The sequence below is a fragment of the Bacillus pretiosus genome, from assembly GCF_051294775.1.
GTDB classification, from domain to species: Bacteria; Bacillota; Bacilli; order Bacillales; family Bacillaceae_G; genus Bacillus_A; species Bacillus_A wiedmannii.
In genome coordinates this window covers 1,549,213-1,566,348 of the sequence record NZ_JBPPHF010000002.1, presented here as the reverse complement: position 1 = coordinate 1,566,348, position 17,136 = coordinate 1,549,213, and the positions used below count along the sequence as shown (strand labels likewise).

Here is a 17,136-nt window from a genome sequence, read left to right as displayed (position 1 = left end):
CACACATTTTGATTAAAATGTGTGGGGTTCTTTTGGCTTCCTTAAATTTTTATGAAAAAGATTGATTATTTTATGTAGCCTACTTAAATAAACGTAGTTTTTATCTTTTCAAATTTTCTTCATTTAATCCGAACAACTCTTGTAAAATAAACCGTCCATCTTTTCTTATCAGTACATCATCAAACCAAATTTCACCGCCGCCATACTCTGGCCTTTGAATGTTTACTAAATCCCAATGTATCGCTGATTTATTTCCGTTGTCTGCACCTTGTAGCGAATCTCCAATTGCTATATGATAACTACCGTTTATTTTTTCATCAAATAACGTATTATTCATCGGGTGTAATATATAGGGATTAAACGCCAGTGCAAATTCTCCAATATATCTTGCTCCCTCATCCGTATCAAGAATTCGATTTATTCGTTCTGTATCATTTGCATATGCCTCTATTATTTTCCCATGCTTCATATGTAACTTTATATTTCGAAATGCATAACCTTGTTGAACAGATACTGTGTTAAATGTTATTACTCCATTTACAGAACCTTTGGCAGGTGCTGTATATATTTCGCCATCCGGAATGTTATCCGTGCCATCCCCCTTTAAAACGCCTATTCCTTCAATGGAAAACTCCAAATCCGTTCCTTCTCCAATAATCCTCACTCGTTTTGTCTTTTCCATTAATTCTTTTAATGGCTCCATTGCTTTGGACATTTTATTATAATCTAGCGTACATACATCAAAATAAAATTTTTCATAAGCCTCAGTACTCATATTCGCTTCTTGTGCAGATGCTGCATTCGGAATTCGCGTTGTCACCCATCTCGTTTTATACACTGCTTCACTATGCGCTTTTCCAAATACCTTTTGATATAATTTCATTTTTTCTGCTGGTACATCTGCTAATGCATATGCATTTCTAGGGCTTCGGAGATTAATATACACTTGCATCTTACTTAATCGGTAACACTCCCAATCTGCTAACAACTTAAATTGTTCTTCAGATCCTGACAAAATTAATTGCCTCGTTACAGACACATCGCGCATTGATACATGCGCATATCCACCTGCTTTTTCTACGGACTTAATAATTTCACGAACGACTGCGGGATCTATTTCTGTAACACTTTGGATCAACACTTGATCACCAGGCTGTACTTTTGTAGAATGATTGACTAGTATATCTGCTAATTTCGATAGTTTCTGCTTCATTACACCTTCGTCCCTTCACTACCATTTCAATACATGAATAAAAAAAAGAGAACTACTTTCTTTAAGCATTTCTCCTCTCCGTCCAAACAATAGCTAAACATTATGAAAAGTATAACGTATGTATTCCATAAACTAGGTATCGCCGTTACATCTAAATAAAGAGTTCCTGGCAACATCCAAATGCAGCAAACGACCATAAAAGCCTTTTTCCTTGCCACTACCGCAATTACTGCTAGAAAAGAAGGAAGTAAGAATATGAAAAATACAGTGATATATAATTTATTATCAAGCATTTAATTGCTATATGGGTTGAAATAGAGAAAAACAATTTAAAGGATAAAAATGCTTATAGCAGCGGCTATCCCTATATAATTTTTCATCATTCCCCGCCTTCCAATAGCAATGTATTTAATACTTTCCACCACTGCACCCCATCTCCTTTTTTCATAAAAAAAGACACAGAGATTTCTCCCCATGCCTACTAATTCCTTACTTCTTCACCGCATGCACATAATGCACCGTCTCAAAAGCTTTTAAATAATCGTTTCGTCCTTCAAAATATAATGTATTTATGTCTTCTGGCGATAAATGCTCATAAATGAGTAAGCCCGCCTTCTCTAACAGTGCTTCCATTTCAGCATAAGAAAAACACGATTTCATCGGTTCTCCGCCTACTGCAGCCATTTTCACCATATTTTCCACTCGATTGGACAGTCCCTTTTCTGTAAATAAGTTTTCATCCGGATAATCGAATACGATAGAGCTCCCCTCTGGAACCATCTCGAATAAGTATTCTATTAAACTAGAAAGCTCCTCTTTCGTTAAATAGTACGTAACACCTAATAGGCTAAAGAAAGTCTTTTTATTTTCAAATCCTTCATTCCGTAACTGTTCACTGGAAAATCCTTTCGTGAAATCCATCGAAATAAAATGAAGGTTGTTTGGAAGTTCATACTCTGCTTCTTTCACTCTTTGTATTTTAAACGCTTGCGTAGAAGGATGATCCACTTCAAATATTTCTATTTTATTTTCTAACTCTCGGTGTCTAAAACTAAATGTGTCTAAGCCTGCACCGAGTATGACGTATTGTTTTGCGCCTAATGTAATTTCATGTAGCAATACTCTCTCACAATATGCCGCACGTGCCAAAGGTGTTGGTGATAATTGAACTTGTGTAATCCATTTTAATATTTCTTGTGGATTATTTTGAAACTTTTGTGCAATTTCTGTATTGAAAAAATGGATCCCTTGAACCATATTCGTTTCAATATCGTTACGTTCTTTTTGTGAAATAAAATCTTTAGCTACATAATCATCAAAGATTTTAGGACTATCAAATTCACTATGGTACGCCCTTCCGAAAGCTGATACTAGCGACGTTACACTCGCTTCACCTTTTTTCACGCACATACACACCTTCATTTTCACAACAAAAATAGGGTTCCCCTGGCCAGGAGAACCCTATTATACACTTTATTTTTATATTGGTAAATTATATCATAAATAAGTTTTTTTGTCAAGTTTTCAGCCTACTAGCACTCCGAAACTTTGTATATTCTCTGGCAGGAAAATTGTCGATTCACACCGAATACCCCAAATGATAACAATACATATGGAGGCCAATATGAAACGATTAGTGATCATTACAGTAGGTAAAACACACAGTGGAAAAACTACATTTGCTAAAGAACTAGAAAAAAAGTTACCCCACTCTTTCGTTATGGATCAAGATAACCAAGCTGAATTCATTAACACGCATTATGAAAAATTACAGCCGGACGAAGGCCCAAATACATTTAAACACGGTCTTTCGAAATTCATTGTTGATTATGCAAAAGAACATACAAGTTTACATCTTATTATTTGCAACTCAAATAGAAGCCGAAACGGCCGGATGTATTTGCTAAATGAATTGTTTCAGAAAGAGGAATATGTACGTATACTCGTTCATTTTGACATTCCAAATGATGTACTTTACGAAAGAGTAGCTCGAAGCACGCGAAGTACCAATATTTTTAGAGGTGGATATTCTAATTTCAAAGAAGTACTCGATCGACAACAAGCTGAATTGCAACATGAAGATGTGGTCGATCCGATAGAAAACGAGGCTGATTATTTGTTTGTTATTCGTAATCGTAAGGATGTAAACTCTACTATAGAAGAAATTGTTCATCTAGCTAAAGATCTCTCCCCTACCCAAAAATAATAGAATATAAGCATTACATAATGATAGATTATTATGCAAATACTTCCTCTAGACATCCTACATGGTATATAATGATAAGATAATCTACTTCTATATGCTCAATTTTACACAAAACAGCTCATGCATATGAAAGAAAAGAGGTACAAAAATATGAAAACAAAACAAACTATCGCTGCGTCTACACTAGCTTTAGCAATGATTGCTGGCGCAAATTCTGCTCATGCGGAAGTAACTGATGCTACTCCTCAGCAAAGTACAGGAGATCGATTAGCTGAAATTAAGCAACATAGACAAGAATTAGATGCGAAATTACAGCAGCACAAAGAAAACGTGGATCAAAAGTTGAATGAACTTAACCAAGTTAAGGAAAATGTTGACACGAAGGTTAATGAACTACATGAGCGTAAACAAGTTGCTGATGAAAAAATTAACGAAATAAAACAACGTAAAGAAGAGCTAGATGCAAAACTTCAGCAGGACAAGCAAATCGCCGAAGATAAAATCGCTGAAATTAAAGAGCATAAAAAGCAAGTAGAAGATAAAGTTGCTGAAGTGAAAGAACATAAGCAAAATATCGATAATAAAGTGAATGAGATTAAAGAACATAAACAAACTGTCGATGAAAAAGTGAATGAAATGAAGCAACATAAAGAGAACATCGATCAAAAGGTTAATGAACTTAAGGAAGTTAAAAAACAGGTAGATGAAAAATTAGCTGAGTTAAAAAAAGCAAAACAAACTGCTGAGGACAAACTTGCTGAGTTAAAAGAAAATAAGCCGCATACTGGAAATACGTTAGAGGAACTTAAGAAAATTAAAGGCAATTTAGATAGTCTTTCCGCTAACTTAGAACTAGCGAAACAAGATGTAAAAAACAAACTAGCTGAATTACAAAAAGCTAGAGAAGATTTACTAAATAAAATTAACGAAATTAAACAAGCGAAACAAACTGTTTCAGATGATTTAACAAAGAAAAAACAAGACTTAGATATTAAAATTAACGACTTTAAACATACTGAGAAAAAAATTGAGGACAAATTAGCTGAGGTACATACAACGAAGCAAAATGTAGATAACAAAATTAATGAAGTATCTCAATCGAAACAAACAGAAACAAAGACTGGTACTACAAACACAAACAATAACGCTAGAGAACTTCCTAACGCTGGTAGTGAGCAATCAAACAATATGGCTTTAGGTATGTTATCTGTATTAGGCGGCGTTTTATTAATTACACGAAATAAAATTAAAGCGTTATTCTCAAAATAAGGCCCTTATAACTATATTTTATAAAAAGGACAACCGCACATTTATGTGCGACTGTCCTTTTTCTTTATATTAACTTCCCATCTCTTAGCGTCAATATACGATCACATACATCAAGCATTCTTTCATCATGCGTAATCATAATTGCTGCTTTTTGGCTCTCTTTCACTTCACGTTTCATCATTTCTACAACTTCACGTGCGCGTTTTGAGTCTAAGCTTGCAGTTGGTTCATCCGCTAATATTAAATCTGGGTTGTTCATGAACGCGCGAGCGATTGCTACCCTTTGTTTTTCCCCGCCAGATAGTTGATTTGGATAATGACTTTTTCTTTCTCCTAATCCAAATGCCGCTAATAAATGATCCGCACGCTTTTCTGAGTCTTGTTTGTTTTCTTTTTTAAGCTTTGCAATGTAAAGCAATTGTTCTTTTACATTTAAATATGGAACAAGATTTGCAAACTGGAAAATGAAGCCGATTTTTTTCAAACGAATGTCTGTCATTTCCTTTTCTGATAGCTTCGTAATATTTTGCTCACGAATGTAAATATCCCCTTTTGACGGTGATAATAACGCACCCGCGATTGATAATAACGTACTTTTCCCTGATCCAGAAGGACCGACGATTCCGATAAATTCTCCAGCTTTCACATTAAGCGACATCGGATGAAGGGCTGTTACTTCCGTATTCCCTTCTCCGTACACTTTACTTACTTTGTCTAATTTTAATAATGAAGTCATTACATCCCGCCTCCAATTGCTTCTAATGCATCAACTTTTAATACTTGGTATAACGAAATAAGTGTTCCTAAAATACTAATTACGATGAAGATTGCTGCATATTGTGCAATCATCGGTGTTGTTAATAAGAACGGCATACCCGCTGGTAAAATTTGTTCTAATCCTTTTACAAGAACAATACTGATTACCATCGCAACGACTGATAAGAATAACGCCTGCACGACTAAGCTATTTGCTAAATAAGAGTTCTTTGTACCGATTGCTTTTAATACACCTAATTGCTGTGTTTTTTGCAGTGTAATAACGTAGAAGAATACACCGATTAGTAACGCAGCGATAACAAGTAAGAATGCAATGATCATCGTTAATGTTCCTTGCTCTTCTTTAAATCCTGGAATACTTTGCAGTACTTCTTTTTTGTCGATAACATGTGCATTTTTAATTTCTTTATCTGTATTCAGCGCAATTGCACTATAATCTTTTTGGTTTGGTTGTGAAATAGATCCCCATACGTCTTCATTTACATAAACGACTGGTGTATGGCTAAACATTTGATCTTTCGTAAATCCAACGATTGTAAATTCTTTCTTTGAAACAGGATCAATAATTGTATCTCCAATATCGATTCCTTTTTCTTTAATTGATTCATCAGCAACCATTTCGTTATTTGCTGTGCCTAATTTCTCACCTTTTACAATGTTCGGTTCTAAAAATGAATCACGTTCACTTGAGAAAATAGCAACATCCACTTTTTTCGAACTATCTTTCTTTTCATACGTTGAAACTTTCACACGAAACGGAACGGCCTCTTTGTCGCCTACTTGATTGACTACGTTATCTACATCTTCTTTCTTAATTTGTGAACGAAGTAATTTATTTTCCGCATCATCTGCTAAAACGAACTTATTTGCCTCCATATTTTGAATCGATGAAGCATTATCATATGATAATCCATTTGCTAATCCTGAAATAACAAGAACTAAAAATGATAATAACACCATAATCAGTCCGATTAATCCGTATCTTAATTTTGATTGTTTTAATTCACGCAGAGCTAAAAACATTTCGCTCGCTCCTTCCTCTTTCTTTCTATGCACTTATCATAAAAAAGAAATATGAACGGAATATGAACAGAAGATTACAGAGGAGAAGATTTAATTTTCGGAAAGTATTAAAAATAATCAGAATCCTTGATACAATTCAGTCAAATAATCTTGACCGAGTAATTTTATTTGAGGAGTTGATCTTGTTGAAGCCCATGTTAACACTAACTACTTATAGCCAACTAAAAGCAATAAGCGATCCACTTCGTGTCGAAATGATGATGCGTCTATGCGAACGTCCTTATACAGGACAACTACTATCTGATAAATTCGGCATTCCAAGGGCTAAAATTCATTATCATTTAAAAGAATTAGAAAAGAATGGTTTTATAGAAATTGTTTATACAGAAGAAAAGAATGGCATCATTCAAAAGTTTTATCAATCTGTCGCTAGAGGCTTCACCCCTGCCGCGGACCTATTACCTCATTTAGAAATATTAAGCGAATCAGGTCGCCAAATCTTTTTACAAATGACGGAAAGAACGAAAAGTCATATTCTCGCTGCACCAGAAGAAGCTTTTACATTACGAAAAGTAAGCGAAGATCCAGCTGAGTGGAATTACGTTTCATCTTGCTGGGAGTTTGATGCCACGCCAGAACAATTTCAAGTGTGGGTGAAAAAATTTCATGAATTAATGGCTGCATTAAATGATATCGCAAAAGACGCAGATAAAGATCCAAATAGTAAATCTTATTACATCTCTACTACTGCACTACAAATCGATGAAAAAGCAATGCAGAGATTTGTGAAAAAAGAAAAAAAATCGTAATACGATTTTTTTTACAGTAACGGTCAAATTTATTTTACCGAATAAATTTTTTATAAAGGAGTAGATTAAATGGACTTATTAAAAAACCGGAATTTCCTCTTATTGTTTTTAGGGAGAATTTTTACAAACATAGGAGATAGTTTGTATTATGTAGCCGCGATGTGGCTCGTATACAAGCTGAGTGGTAATCCTTTTTATTCTGGATTGGCTGGTTTCCTTACATTATTACCTTCTGCATTACAATTTCTTACTGGTCCATTCGTTGATAGATGGTCAATAAAAAACACTCTCGTCATTACACAAGTTCTGCAATGCATTCTTATTTTAATCATTCCTATTACACACTACTTCGATCTATTAACAGTTCAACTACTACTCATCATCATGCCCATCGTAGCCTTTATCGAACAATTCGCCTATCCCGCACAGTCAAAAGCTTTACCACTTCTACTTCATAAAACACAACTATTAAAAGGAAATTCTCTCTTTTCATTTGCGTATCAAGGCATTGATTTAATTTGCACGACGCTTTCTGGCATATTAGTAGCACTACTTGGCGCAATCACTTTATATGTAATTGACTCTATTACATTCGCGATTACTGCCCTTTTGTTCTTTTCATTGAAAATGCCAAAGCAAGCAGAAACCAATACATCACTTTCAACTAAACAATATTTCACTGATTTAAAAGAAGGTTTTTCGATCGTCTTCCGTTCATTAATGGGCGTATTCTTAATCGGTTCAGTAGTCGCTAATTTTTCAATCGGTATGACGATGGCAATACTCCCTTCTTTCGCTGATTCTTTAGGAGGCGTGAAATCATATGGCTTCTTCTTAGCCGCTATATCAGCCGGCAGTTTAATTGGAGCATTATGCAGTTCATGGGTTGGTAAACGTAATGTTGGCCGTGTCTCTATTATTGGCTTTGCGACTGGTGCTATCTTTTGGTTTCTCTCTACAATCGTACCGTTTCAGTGGTTGTCTATTCTCTTATTCGGTCTAGCCTGGATTCCAATTGGTGCAACCAACATATTATTTGCGACAATTAGTCAAATTGTAATTCCAAATCAGTATATTGGACGCATAAACTCAGTCATGCGAAGTATGGGCACAATTGCTATTCCGTTCGGTTCTTTAATTGGTGGATACGCCGCAAATCTATTTAGTAGCCAACTCATTTTCGCGCTCGCTAGCATCGGTATTTTATTTATTTCTCTCGTATGGCTACTTCATCCAAAATTACGAGCATTGCCGAAAGCTGATGAGATTACAGGGGATACTTTTGGGGTTCGGTTTAAAGTAGAGCGCGGGAAAAGTACAGCTTTATAGCAGAAGTGGCAGTACGTGAAATTTATATCGGCGATTTTTCAAATATATCAGCGCAACTCGGATTATATCAGCGATTTTCATAATATATCGGCGCAACTCAAATTATATCAGCGATTTTCCGATTATATCGATTTATCGACAAAAAATGACAAAAAGAAGAGGCTGTTCCGAAGCAGCCTCTTCCATCTATTTCGGAAGCTCCACCTGAACAGTAGTCCCTTCCCCTTTCGTACTATATACTGAAACGTTTCCGTTATGCAGTTCAACAATTTTCTGCACAATCGATAATCCTAAACCACTACCTTCTACGTTTCTTGCCCTTGCAGTATCTACTTTGTAAAAACGATCAAATATACGATCCATTTCTTCTTTTTCCATACCGATTCCGTTGTCTGATATAGAGATCATCACGCTCGACTCTAATTCTTCTACAACAAATTCAATCGTTCCGCCGTCGTTTGAAAACTTAATGCTATTCGTAAAAATATTACTCCATACTTGATGAAGTAAGTTTTCATCACCTTGTATTGTAATATCCGGCACATCAAATTCAACGGCGATATCTTTTTCACGCCATTTCCATTCGAGCATAAAAATAACGTCTTTAATTTGCTTCTGCAAATTGAGTTCTTTTATTTGTAATACTTTTTCTTCTTTATCTAGTGAAGCTAGCGTAAGTAACTGTTTACATAAACTAGACATTCGCTTACTTTCGCCCTCAATAATTTGTAAGTAATGGTTTCTTTCTTCCACGCTCATCTTTTCTGTTTGCAATGTTTTCGAAAACCCTTGTATAGAAGAAAGTGGCGATTGAAATTCATGTGAAACATTCGAAACGAATTCTTGTCTCATCTCATCTAATTCTTTAATACTTTTCGTCATCTTTTGAAAATTAGTTGCTAATGTACCAATTTCATCTTTTCGATTTTCATCTAATTCGATATCATATTCACCACTTGCAATCTTTTGAGTCGCTTTCGTAAATGTTCGAATGGGACGAACGATATAACCTGCTGCAATCGCTATAAAGATAATACTTAATAATACGATAAACCCAAGTAATACCGCTAAGAAAATTCGCATCTCGCCAAATTGGTTCTGAATGTCAGGACGAATAAATAAAGCGTACTGTTTATCACCGTGTCGCACTGGTACACCGACACTATTTATTAATTCATTATCGAAAAAACCTGTAATAAAGAGACGTGTTGGATACGTAGAAACACCATTAAACGTTTCGCCATTCAATACTTTATGAACGGTATCATCACTTATTGTTGTCTTACGAAACGCGTTGCCGATACGTTTTCCATTCTTTTTATCATCGACAATATAAATTTCATATCCTAACTTCGCAATAGACTGTAAGTATGCCTCTTGATTTTCTTCACTTTGCTTTTCATATAACGATTTTACTTCTTCCGCATACATTAAAATCTTTTCACTGTTGTACGGTTTTAACTTCACTTGATAGTACACATTTGTTAATAAAAAACCGATAATACTGCTAAGTAGCATGATCCCAACCGTCATAAAAACAAATCTAGAGTATAATGATTTCATTTTATTTCAACTCCAACTTATAACCGAGTCCGCGTACTGTCGTAATTTGAAAATCATCTGTTCGTTTTGAGAAGCGATCTCTCAGTCGTTTCACATGAACGTCAACCGTTCGTTCATCCCCTTCAAAATCCATTCCCCATACTAATTCAATTAATTCTTCCCTTGAAAATGTTCTTCCAGGATAACTAGCCAGTTGCGATAACAATTCAAATTCCTTTAGCGGTAGTAAAATTGTTTGACCGTTACACTTCACTTCAAACCCTTTTCGATCAATAGTCGTACCGTGCAGCGTAATCATATCAGCATTAAGCATTTGATAACGACGCAATAATGCTTTCATACGGAAAATAACTTCAGCTGGTTCAAACGGTTTTACAATATAATCGTCCGTACCAGAAATGAATCCTTTTTCTTTATCAACTAACTGATCTTTCGCAGTTAATAAAATAACCGGTATATCATGATACTTCCGGATTTCTTCACATAACGTATAGCCATCAACAAACGGCATCATAATGTCTACTATCGCAAGGTGAATATTTTCTTTCTCTAATACGCCTTGTGCTACCTTTCCATCTTCTGCTTCAAAAACTTTAAACCCCTCTTTTTGTAAATGGTAATGTAACAATTCTCTAATATGCTTATCATCATCAGCTAATAAAATATGTATCATCTTCATTAAACCCTCTCTTGTTCATCCTTCTACATCCTTACCTTAAAAAACAATTGGATTTTTTGCAAGAAAAAGAAAAACAAACCAACATTTTAAGATAAATAAAAAGAATCTATTTTGAAAAAAGATTATTCAAAATAGATTCTTACGTTTTAGTATTAAGATTATTTTAATGAAAAGTAATTTCTATGCTTTAGAAATATCAACGAATCCTTCTCCAAATACGTCACGAACATCGTGTATAGCAATGAACGCAGCCGGATCTGTAGTTTGAACAATCCGTTTTAGCTTGACTACTTCTTGCTTATTAATAACAACATAAAGAATTTCCTTCGGCGTTTTCGTGTAATAGCCATGACCTGAGTACACAGTAACCCCTCTGCCCATTAATGTAGTTACCTTTCCGGCAATTTCATTCGGGTTATCAGAAATAATCGTAATGGCTTTCTTCGGATTTAAACCTTCAATTACAAATTCCATCACTTTCGTTGCTACATATAGCATAATAATTGTTATCATCAGTTTTTCTGCACCAATGATGAAATAAGATGAAAACGCAACAATTAAATCAAAGAACAGTAAACCATAGCTAATGCTCCATCCTAAATATTTATGCGTCATCCTTGCTAAGATGGTAGTACCTGCTGTTGTTCCGCCAACACGAATAATAAGACCAATCCCGCAACCAATAAATATTCCTCCGAAAATGGCATTTACGAGCATTTCATCCGAAGCAATCGTCCAACCTTCTGTCAAATGAAGGAATAGCGAGTTCGTAACTACAGCGATAATCGTATAAATTGTTGTAATCTTATTTAAAAATTTATAACCAGCTATTAACAAAATCGCATTTAAAATTAAGTTAACTAAGCCTGGTGACCATTCAAATAAATAATACGTAATAATCGTGATACCAGTTACTCCACCCTCACCAAACTCGTTCGGGATAACAAACAAATTGACACCTAACGCAAAAAGAAATGCACCAATAATAATAAAAATAATGTCTGTCGTTCTTTTTTTCATACAGTACCTCACTTCTTATGTAAATATTTATTCTGTCATAAACTCTCACCATTATATCGTGGAATATTCAAATCGAACAGTGGTTTATTTTTATTTTAATATAGGATGATAAAACAACTTTATCCTATATCCACTTGTAATTTAAAAAGTAAAACAACTGTATTTATTATGTACTACAAGTAAAGTTTTGATTTCACATGCAATTGATGCTAAAAAATGAATATGAACACTCACTCGTACAAACTTCGAATACAAAACAAATAGGCGAAGCTATAGAATAGACTTCGCATCAAACATGTTATCACAGAGATTTATATTCATACATTTCAGAAATAAATTTACTTATCTTTCTCCATATATTCTTTAATCTTTCGTTCTTCCCACTCTTTTCCGAATACCCCAAATGGAAAAGTTGTCAATCCGTGTATAACGATACCAATCCCCCAACCTGCAAGTGGATATAAAAACCATAATTTACTTGAATCAGAACTTATATTTATAATAAAAAGCATTACGTTCACTAGTATATAAACCGTTAAATGAATATAAAACGCTTTTAAATTCTCCACCCTTTTTTTAGCTCGTAAATAAAGTGAAACTTTAATCGGTGGGGGTTTTCTTCATCCCCCACTGATTATTAGTTGAACCAATCGGACTTTTATGGGCAGTTGATTCCCCACCTAACTTCTTTGCTTTCACTGCATTTTGAGGTGGGGGTCTTACTGCCCATTAAAGCGGGATAAACCTCATCTTGCTCCACCCTTAAACACCTCTTTCCATATTGTTTTTTTCACCTTCACTCCAGTATTAACATCATATTCTAATCAAAAATCCGTTATTCTCAAAAAAACATAAAACAAAAAGTCCCCATCGAATTATCATACATATGATGATTCGATGGGGACTGCATGATACATTTGTTATTTACAAGCGTCTAATTAAGACCAAATCCAAACATCATCATTATTTTCAACGTCGCTCTTTACCTCATGAACTTTTTCAATATGATCTGTTGTGTTCCAGTTAATAGAACTTCCACCCCAGCCCACATACTTCATATCAATTTTTACTTTCTCACCCGTATTAAATACTTGTCCCTTTGTTAAGAAAACATCAATAATACCTTTCTTCCCATTTAGCGATGGATACTCAACTACAACATATTTAGTATCACCGTCTCCCTCCTCTTCCCTCGTTCCTACTTTTGATACTTCCCCAATCACATAATCAGGAGAACCATCTTCTTTCATGTGCATACCTAATTTATTTGACGTATTTTCAACTGTATTTGCAACCATATATTCAGTAAAATTACGCATCATAGATCCAGTAGCTTTTACTTCATCTCCTACTTTCACATTTGAAAGAGAATCTATATATACACTTACAGGCTCCTCATATTGCTTAGATTTTACAACAATTACACCGTTATCTACTTCTACTACTCGTCCTTCTAACGTCGAGAAATTCGATTCAATAGAAGCTGCACTCGCTTTTGATAGTTCTAATCCTGGTAAATTCGTTCCTGATAATGCTGCGATCCCTAAAGCACCTGCTAAAATTAATTTTTTCATACCCATATGTAACCTCTCCATTCATGATGATTATATTTTTTGATTGGATACGACCAACCTGTAACTATTATAGTTACAGGTTGTGTAAAATAGCAACCATCTTTCTTATGCAATGTTGCATACTGTAACTTTTAAATATACAGCGAGAGAACTAGATTCTCAAATTACAAAAGCTAAATTAATTCAAAGTTACAATAAACCTATGAACAGACTATAAAAAATTAAGAGCTGCTTTCAATCCTAAAGTTAGCGAATACCTTTATAAAAACTCAATCAAAATCTATTCAACTAATTGAAAAATGAACCTTGTCGAATTTTATTTTCATAAAATTCAAATTCCGAAAAGGTTTTACAAAATATTACACAGAATTATTCGTATATCGTAATATAATTGGTAATTTTTTACGATTCATTTCATTTTATCTACCACGTTTAGACAAAATGAAAAAACAATACAAAAGGAGAGATATAGATTGAAAAGAAAAATTAGTACAGCTGTTGTAGGTTTATCGGTATTTAGCTTTGGTCTTTTTGGTGTAAATATTGGGGATGGCGGCGTTGTGAAAGCCGAGCATGGCGATGTTCCTGCTCCGAAATCAGTAAACATTGGGGATGGCGGTGGCGCTCCTGCTTATGATCATGGCAGACCTCCTATTTCATCATACAATAAAGGGGATACTTGGGCTCCTTCTTATACAAATACTCATGGAGAAGGAATGGCTCCTAAACAAGAGAGTCACGCTGACTTCTTTGCTCCTACGTTAGAAGCGCATGGTAATACTGGCGCTCCTGCTTATAATGTTGGTGATACGCCGGCTCCGAAACTTGAGGGGCACGAACATTTCCCTGCTCCTAAACAAGAGACACATGCTGATTTAAGCTCAAAATTAGATTCACATGCAGATACTTGGGCTCCTGCATTAAACATCGGTGACACTGGCGGTGCTCCTGCTAATTCTGAACATGGTACAGGTTGGTAAGTTAACAAAATTAAAAACACTCTATACTACTGTACCTATATGTTTACAAGAAAACCATTCGATGTTATGTGGTTTTCAATTCTAAAAAATACACCTATTAATTAGGTGTATTTTATTTTATCTCTCTATCTAATAATTAAAGAATACTCCCCTAAAAACCCCAACAAAAAAACGAAGAGACTCCCTATACTTCAGACACTTAAAGTACCACGAACGTTGCGATTTTTAGTGACACTCCGGATCCACATCTCAAGTGCCTAAAGGCGATAGCTTTCTTGTTCAGGAAAAGCTGTAACCTCTCCATTCATGATGATTTTATTTTTCGGATTGAATACGGCCCACTTATAATCATTACAGTTACAGATTGTAGAAAATATCAACCATCTTTCTCATACAATGTTACATACTGTAATTTTCAAATATAAATCGATTATTCCTATATTCAACACTAAGACTGAATTCTTGAATACCAGCAGGTAAACGGATTGATGATGAAGAAAGTAATGTCATGCATCATATTTTTCAATACTATAGTTTGTATAATCGTAGTCCATTACATTATGTAGGAGCGGAGTTAACATGTTAAAGAAACCAAACAGATTACAGCCAGGTGATATCGTGGCAACAGTAAGTCCTTCATGGGGAGGCGCAGGTGATTCTGAAATAAGATGGCGTTATGAACAAGGAGTTAAAAGATTAGAAGAAGTTTTCGGTCTTACCGTTATCCCAATGCCAAATAGTTTAAAAGGTAGCGAATTCATTTATAACAACCCACAGGCTCGTGCGGAAGATTTAATGACAGCATTTAAAGATGCGCGCGTGAAAGCAATTATTGCTAATATTGGCGGTGAAGATAGCATTCGCTTACTTCCTCATATAGATTTTAATGTAATACGTGAAAATCCGAAAATTTTTATGGGATACTCTGACGTTACCATTTCACATTTATTTTGCCATAAAGCAGGTCTTTCCTCTTTTTACGGTCCAGCAATTTTGACCGACTTTGCTGAAAATGTAGAGATGGATCCATATACGGTTGAAATGGTAAATCGAACTCTCTTTTCCAATGAAATGATTGGCGAGATTCAACTAGCTCATAAATGGACGAGTGAGCGTTTAGAATGGATAGAGGTAAACAAAGATACAAGGCGTACGATGCAACAAAACAATGACTATGAACTACTTCAAGGCTCTACTACCGTACAAGGACGCTTGATTGGTGGCTGTATAGAAGTATTGGAATTTGCAAAAGGAACGGAACTTTGGCCTGAGAAAAAACATTGGGAAAATAGTATCCTTTTCTTTGAAACTTCTGAAGACCATCCAGAACCAAGTTATATAAAGTATTGGTTACGAAATTATGCAGCGCAAGGCATTCTGCAAAAAGCAAAAGGTATCATTTTTGGTAAACCAAAAGACGAAATGTATTATGAAGAATATAAACACGAAATACTGCAAGTAATGAAAGAACATAACTTAGAAGATTTGCCGATTCTTTATAATTTAAATTTTGGCCATACTGAACCGAAGTTTATTTTACCTTACGGCGCAATGGCAGAAATTGATTGTGGAAATGGATCTTTCTCTATTTTAGAAAGTGGCGTGGAGTGAATAAAATCACTCCTATGAGATATGAATGTGAATGGATACTTTTTAAAAGTATATAATTGGAGGGAGATTACGTGTATGGAAGTAACATTTACAGTAAGTAAATGGGATGAAAAACCAATCGATGATACTAAAAAAGATTTTCCTATTAATATTGCTCATGTTGAATATGATATTGATGGGGAATTAAAAGGAAAAGCTTTTGTTGAATACTTATTATATTATTTAGACTCAAATATAAATGATGGTCACTTGGCTACTGCTAAAATTTCTGGATTTTTACACTTTGAAGGAATTTATAAGGGACAACAAGGAACATTTACAGCTATAGAGCAAGGAATATTTGATAAAGGAAATTTAGATTCTCCAGGAACAATTATTAAAGCTACCGGTAACTTAGAAAGTCTGAGAGGGTCCTATCATTATCAGTTTACAGGTCAAACCAGTAAACTGATTTTAGAGTTTGAAATTTAGCAAAATATCCTATAATGTAGTGGAAAGGACATTTCTTGTAATACTAGGAATGTCCTTTTTGTTGAAGAGCTTATTCAACTCTTTTCTAATTGTTAAGAAAAGAGTATACACTCTGAGGGGAATGAAAACTCGAAGCCTGAGAAGCATGGGCCCCCACTTATTCATTACTTCTCCTACCAATTAAAGAATAATCCCAGAAAAACTCCCCTTCATAACTTCTTTTTCAAGTTGATTCCTACATATAAACATCGCAATAATTTTTGTACGATTTTTTTCATCAAGCTCAAATTTTTCAATAGTTACGTCGCAACGAATCGTATCACCGCTAAAAACAGGACGTACAAATTCAAAATCCATCTTGCGAGCTAGTACGTTATAATCACCGCCAATTTTTGTAGGTAGCGTTGATGTTAACAGGCCTTGTACTACAAATCTCCCCTGCTCATCTGGCGTAACATGATGAATACCTTCATCTTTCGATACTTCTGTAAATAAAACAACATCCTCTTTCGTAAAAGTTCGTTCAAAGGTGATTTTTTCGCCTACTTGCAATTTCATCTATACCCCTCCTCAAAAACACTTTATAAATAAGAAAAACCGAAACTATAATCA

At 34.8% G+C, this 17,136-nt stretch carries 17 protein-coding genes; 7 read left to right on the top strand and 10 right to left on the bottom strand.

Translation table 11 applies throughout. The features are described from left to right. Positions 1–100: 100 nt before the first annotated feature. Both ACSG5Z_RS16280 and ACSG5Z_RS16275 read right to left on the bottom strand, forming a co-directional pair. Positions 101–1,213, bottom strand: coding sequence for an aminopeptidase (locus ACSG5Z_RS16280; RefSeq protein WP_435711755.1), 1,113 nt, complete (start codon positions 1,211–1,213; stop codon positions 101–103). A 489-nt stretch (positions 1,214–1,702) separates the two neighbouring features. Then, positions 1,703–2,623, bottom strand: coding sequence for a class I SAM-dependent methyltransferase (locus ACSG5Z_RS16275; RefSeq protein WP_435711754.1), 921 nt, complete (start codon positions 2,621–2,623; stop codon positions 1,703–1,705). Between the two features lie 214 nt (positions 2,624–2,837). Between ACSG5Z_RS16275 and ACSG5Z_RS16270 the strand changes: the two genes are divergently transcribed. Next, positions 2,838–3,419, top strand: coding sequence for an AAA family ATPase (locus tag ACSG5Z_RS16270; protein ID WP_137014696.1), 582 nt, complete (start codon positions 2,838–2,840; stop codon positions 3,417–3,419). Between the two features lie 150 nt (positions 3,420–3,569). Next, entirely contained in the window at positions 3,570–4,688 is a 1,119-nt protein-coding gene (locus tag ACSG5Z_RS16265; RefSeq protein WP_137015112.1) for an LPXTG cell wall anchor domain-containing protein, read from the top strand. Between the two features lie 64 nt (positions 4,689–4,752). Here the strand turns inward: ACSG5Z_RS16265 and ACSG5Z_RS16260 are convergent, their stop codons facing one another. Next, on the bottom strand, positions 4,753–5,424 hold the full coding sequence (locus ACSG5Z_RS16260) for an ABC transporter ATP-binding protein (protein WP_087984219.1): 672 nt from the start codon (positions 5,422–5,424) through the stop codon (positions 4,753–4,755). After that, positions 5,424–6,488: an ABC transporter permease gene (locus ACSG5Z_RS16255; protein WP_435711753.1), complete on the bottom strand. Its 1,065-nt coding sequence runs from the start codon at positions 6,486–6,488 to the stop codon at positions 5,424–5,426. The genes ACSG5Z_RS16260 and ACSG5Z_RS16255 overlap by 1 nt, the downstream gene beginning before the upstream one ends. A gap of 185 nt (positions 6,489–6,673) precedes the next feature. On the opposite strand from ACSG5Z_RS16255, the gene ACSG5Z_RS16250 reads away from it, so the two are divergent. Together ACSG5Z_RS16250 and ACSG5Z_RS16245 are read left to right on the top strand one after the other, a co-directional pair. Beyond that, the gene (locus tag ACSG5Z_RS16250) at positions 6,674–7,297 is read left to right on the top strand and encodes an ArsR/SmtB family transcription factor (protein ID WP_435711752.1); all 624 of its coding nucleotides are present in this window, start codon (positions 6,674–6,676) and stop codon (positions 7,295–7,297) included. Positions 7,298–7,366: 69 nt separating this feature from the next. Further along, positions 7,367–8,626, top strand: coding sequence for an MFS transporter (locus ACSG5Z_RS16245; protein ID WP_435711751.1), 1,260 nt, complete (start codon positions 7,367–7,369; stop codon positions 8,624–8,626). Between the two features lie 186 nt (positions 8,627–8,812). On the opposite strand, the gene ACSG5Z_RS16240 is transcribed toward ACSG5Z_RS16245, so the two are convergent. The 5 genes from ACSG5Z_RS16240 to ACSG5Z_RS16220 form a co-directional block, all read right to left on the bottom strand. Next, positions 8,813–10,189: a sensor histidine kinase gene (locus ACSG5Z_RS16240; RefSeq protein ID WP_087984215.1), complete on the bottom strand. Its 1,377-nt coding sequence runs from the start codon at positions 10,187–10,189 to the stop codon at positions 8,813–8,815. Position 10,190: 1 nt separating this feature from the next. After that, on the bottom strand, positions 10,191–10,868 hold the full coding sequence (locus tag ACSG5Z_RS16235; RefSeq protein ID WP_087984214.1) for a response regulator transcription factor: 678 nt from the start codon (positions 10,866–10,868) through the stop codon (positions 10,191–10,193). A gap of 180 nt (positions 10,869–11,048) precedes the next feature. Continuing rightward, positions 11,049–11,888: a YitT family protein gene (locus ACSG5Z_RS16230; RefSeq protein ID WP_000747488.1), complete on the bottom strand. Its 840-nt coding sequence runs from the start codon at positions 11,886–11,888 to the stop codon at positions 11,049–11,051. A 338-nt stretch (positions 11,889–12,226) separates the two neighbouring features. After that, the gene (locus ACSG5Z_RS16225) at positions 12,227–12,493 is read right to left on the bottom strand and encodes a 2TM domain-containing protein (RefSeq protein WP_435711777.1); all 267 of its coding nucleotides are present in this window, start codon (positions 12,491–12,493) and stop codon (positions 12,227–12,229) included. Positions 12,494–12,826: 333 nt separating this feature from the next. After that, a complete protein-coding gene (locus ACSG5Z_RS16220; RefSeq protein WP_435711750.1) occupies positions 12,827–13,468 on the bottom strand; it encodes a hypothetical protein in 642 nt (213 codons plus the stop codon). Positions 13,469–13,935: 467 nt separating this feature from the next. Here ACSG5Z_RS16220 and ACSG5Z_RS16215 point away from each other — a divergent pair, with 467 nt between their 5' ends. From ACSG5Z_RS16215 to ACSG5Z_RS16205, 3 genes are all read left to right on the top strand, one after another. Beyond that, positions 13,936–14,442 (top strand): hypothetical protein, encoded by a 507-nt coding sequence (locus ACSG5Z_RS16215; RefSeq protein ID WP_137036167.1) that lies wholly within the window; start codon positions 13,936–13,938, stop codon positions 14,440–14,442. A gap of 579 nt (positions 14,443–15,021) precedes the next feature. After that, positions 15,022–16,053 carry a S66 family peptidase gene (locus ACSG5Z_RS16210; RefSeq protein ID WP_435711749.1) on the top strand — a complete coding sequence of 344 codons (1,032 nt, stop codon included), beginning with the start codon at positions 15,022–15,024 and terminating at the stop codon, positions 16,051–16,053. A 75-nt stretch (positions 16,054–16,128) separates the two neighbouring features. After that, entirely contained in the window at positions 16,129–16,524 is a 396-nt protein-coding gene (locus tag ACSG5Z_RS16205; protein WP_137014218.1) for a DUF3224 domain-containing protein, read from the top strand. A 180-nt stretch (positions 16,525–16,704) separates the two neighbouring features. On the opposite strand, the gene ACSG5Z_RS16200 is transcribed toward ACSG5Z_RS16205, so the two are convergent. Further along, on the bottom strand, positions 16,705–17,082 hold the full coding sequence (locus ACSG5Z_RS16200) for a hotdog family protein (RefSeq protein WP_262749683.1): 378 nt from the start codon (positions 17,080–17,082) through the stop codon (positions 16,705–16,707). Positions 17,083–17,136: the final 54 nt, after the last annotated feature.

What these genes read in the sequence shown, in the direction of transcription:
- ACSG5Z_RS16280 (WP_435711755.1), bottom strand. Translation starts at nt 1,213, where the DNA reads ATGAAGCAGAAACTATCGAAATTAGCAGATATACTAGTCAATCATTCT.
- ACSG5Z_RS16275 (WP_435711754.1), bottom strand. Translation starts at nt 2,623, where the DNA reads ATGTGCGTGAAAAAAGGTGAAGCGAGTGTAACGTCGCTAGTATCAGCT.
- ACSG5Z_RS16270 (WP_137014696.1), top strand. Translation starts at nt 2,838, where the DNA reads ATGAAACGATTAGTGATCATTACAGTAGGTAAAACACACAGTGGAAAA.
- ACSG5Z_RS16265 (WP_137015112.1), top strand. Translation starts at nt 3,570, where the DNA reads ATGAAAACAAAACAAACTATCGCTGCGTCTACACTAGCTTTAGCAATG.
- ACSG5Z_RS16260 (WP_087984219.1), bottom strand. Translation starts at nt 5,424, where the DNA reads ATGACTTCATTATTAAAATTAGACAAAGTAAGTAAAGTGTACGGAGAA.
- ACSG5Z_RS16255 (WP_435711753.1), bottom strand. Translation starts at nt 6,488, where the DNA reads ATGTTTTTAGCTCTGCGTGAATTAAAACAATCAAAATTAAGATACGGA.
- ACSG5Z_RS16245 (WP_435711751.1), top strand. Translation starts at nt 7,367, where the DNA reads ATGGACTTATTAAAAAACCGGAATTTCCTCTTATTGTTTTTAGGGAGA.
- ACSG5Z_RS16240 (WP_087984215.1), bottom strand. Translation starts at nt 10,189, where the DNA reads ATGAAATCATTATACTCTAGATTTGTTTTTATGACGGTTGGGATCATG.
- ACSG5Z_RS16235 (WP_087984214.1), bottom strand. Translation starts at nt 10,868, where the DNA reads ATGAAGATGATACATATTTTATTAGCTGATGATGATAAGCATATTAGA.
- ACSG5Z_RS16230 (WP_000747488.1), bottom strand. Translation starts at nt 11,888, where the DNA reads ATGAAAAAAAGAACGACAGACATTATTTTTATTATTATTGGTGCATTT.
- ACSG5Z_RS16220 (WP_435711750.1), bottom strand. Translation starts at nt 13,468, where the DNA reads ATGGGTATGAAAAAATTAATTTTAGCAGGTGCTTTAGGGATCGCAGCA.
- ACSG5Z_RS16210 (WP_435711749.1), top strand. Translation starts at nt 15,022, where the DNA reads ATGTTAAAGAAACCAAACAGATTACAGCCAGGTGATATCGTGGCAACA.
- ACSG5Z_RS16205 (WP_137014218.1), top strand. Translation starts at nt 16,129, where the DNA reads ATGGAAGTAACATTTACAGTAAGTAAATGGGATGAAAAACCAATCGAT.
- ACSG5Z_RS16200 (WP_262749683.1), bottom strand. Translation starts at nt 17,082, where the DNA reads ATGAAATTGCAAGTAGGCGAAAAAATCACCTTTGAACGAACTTTTACG.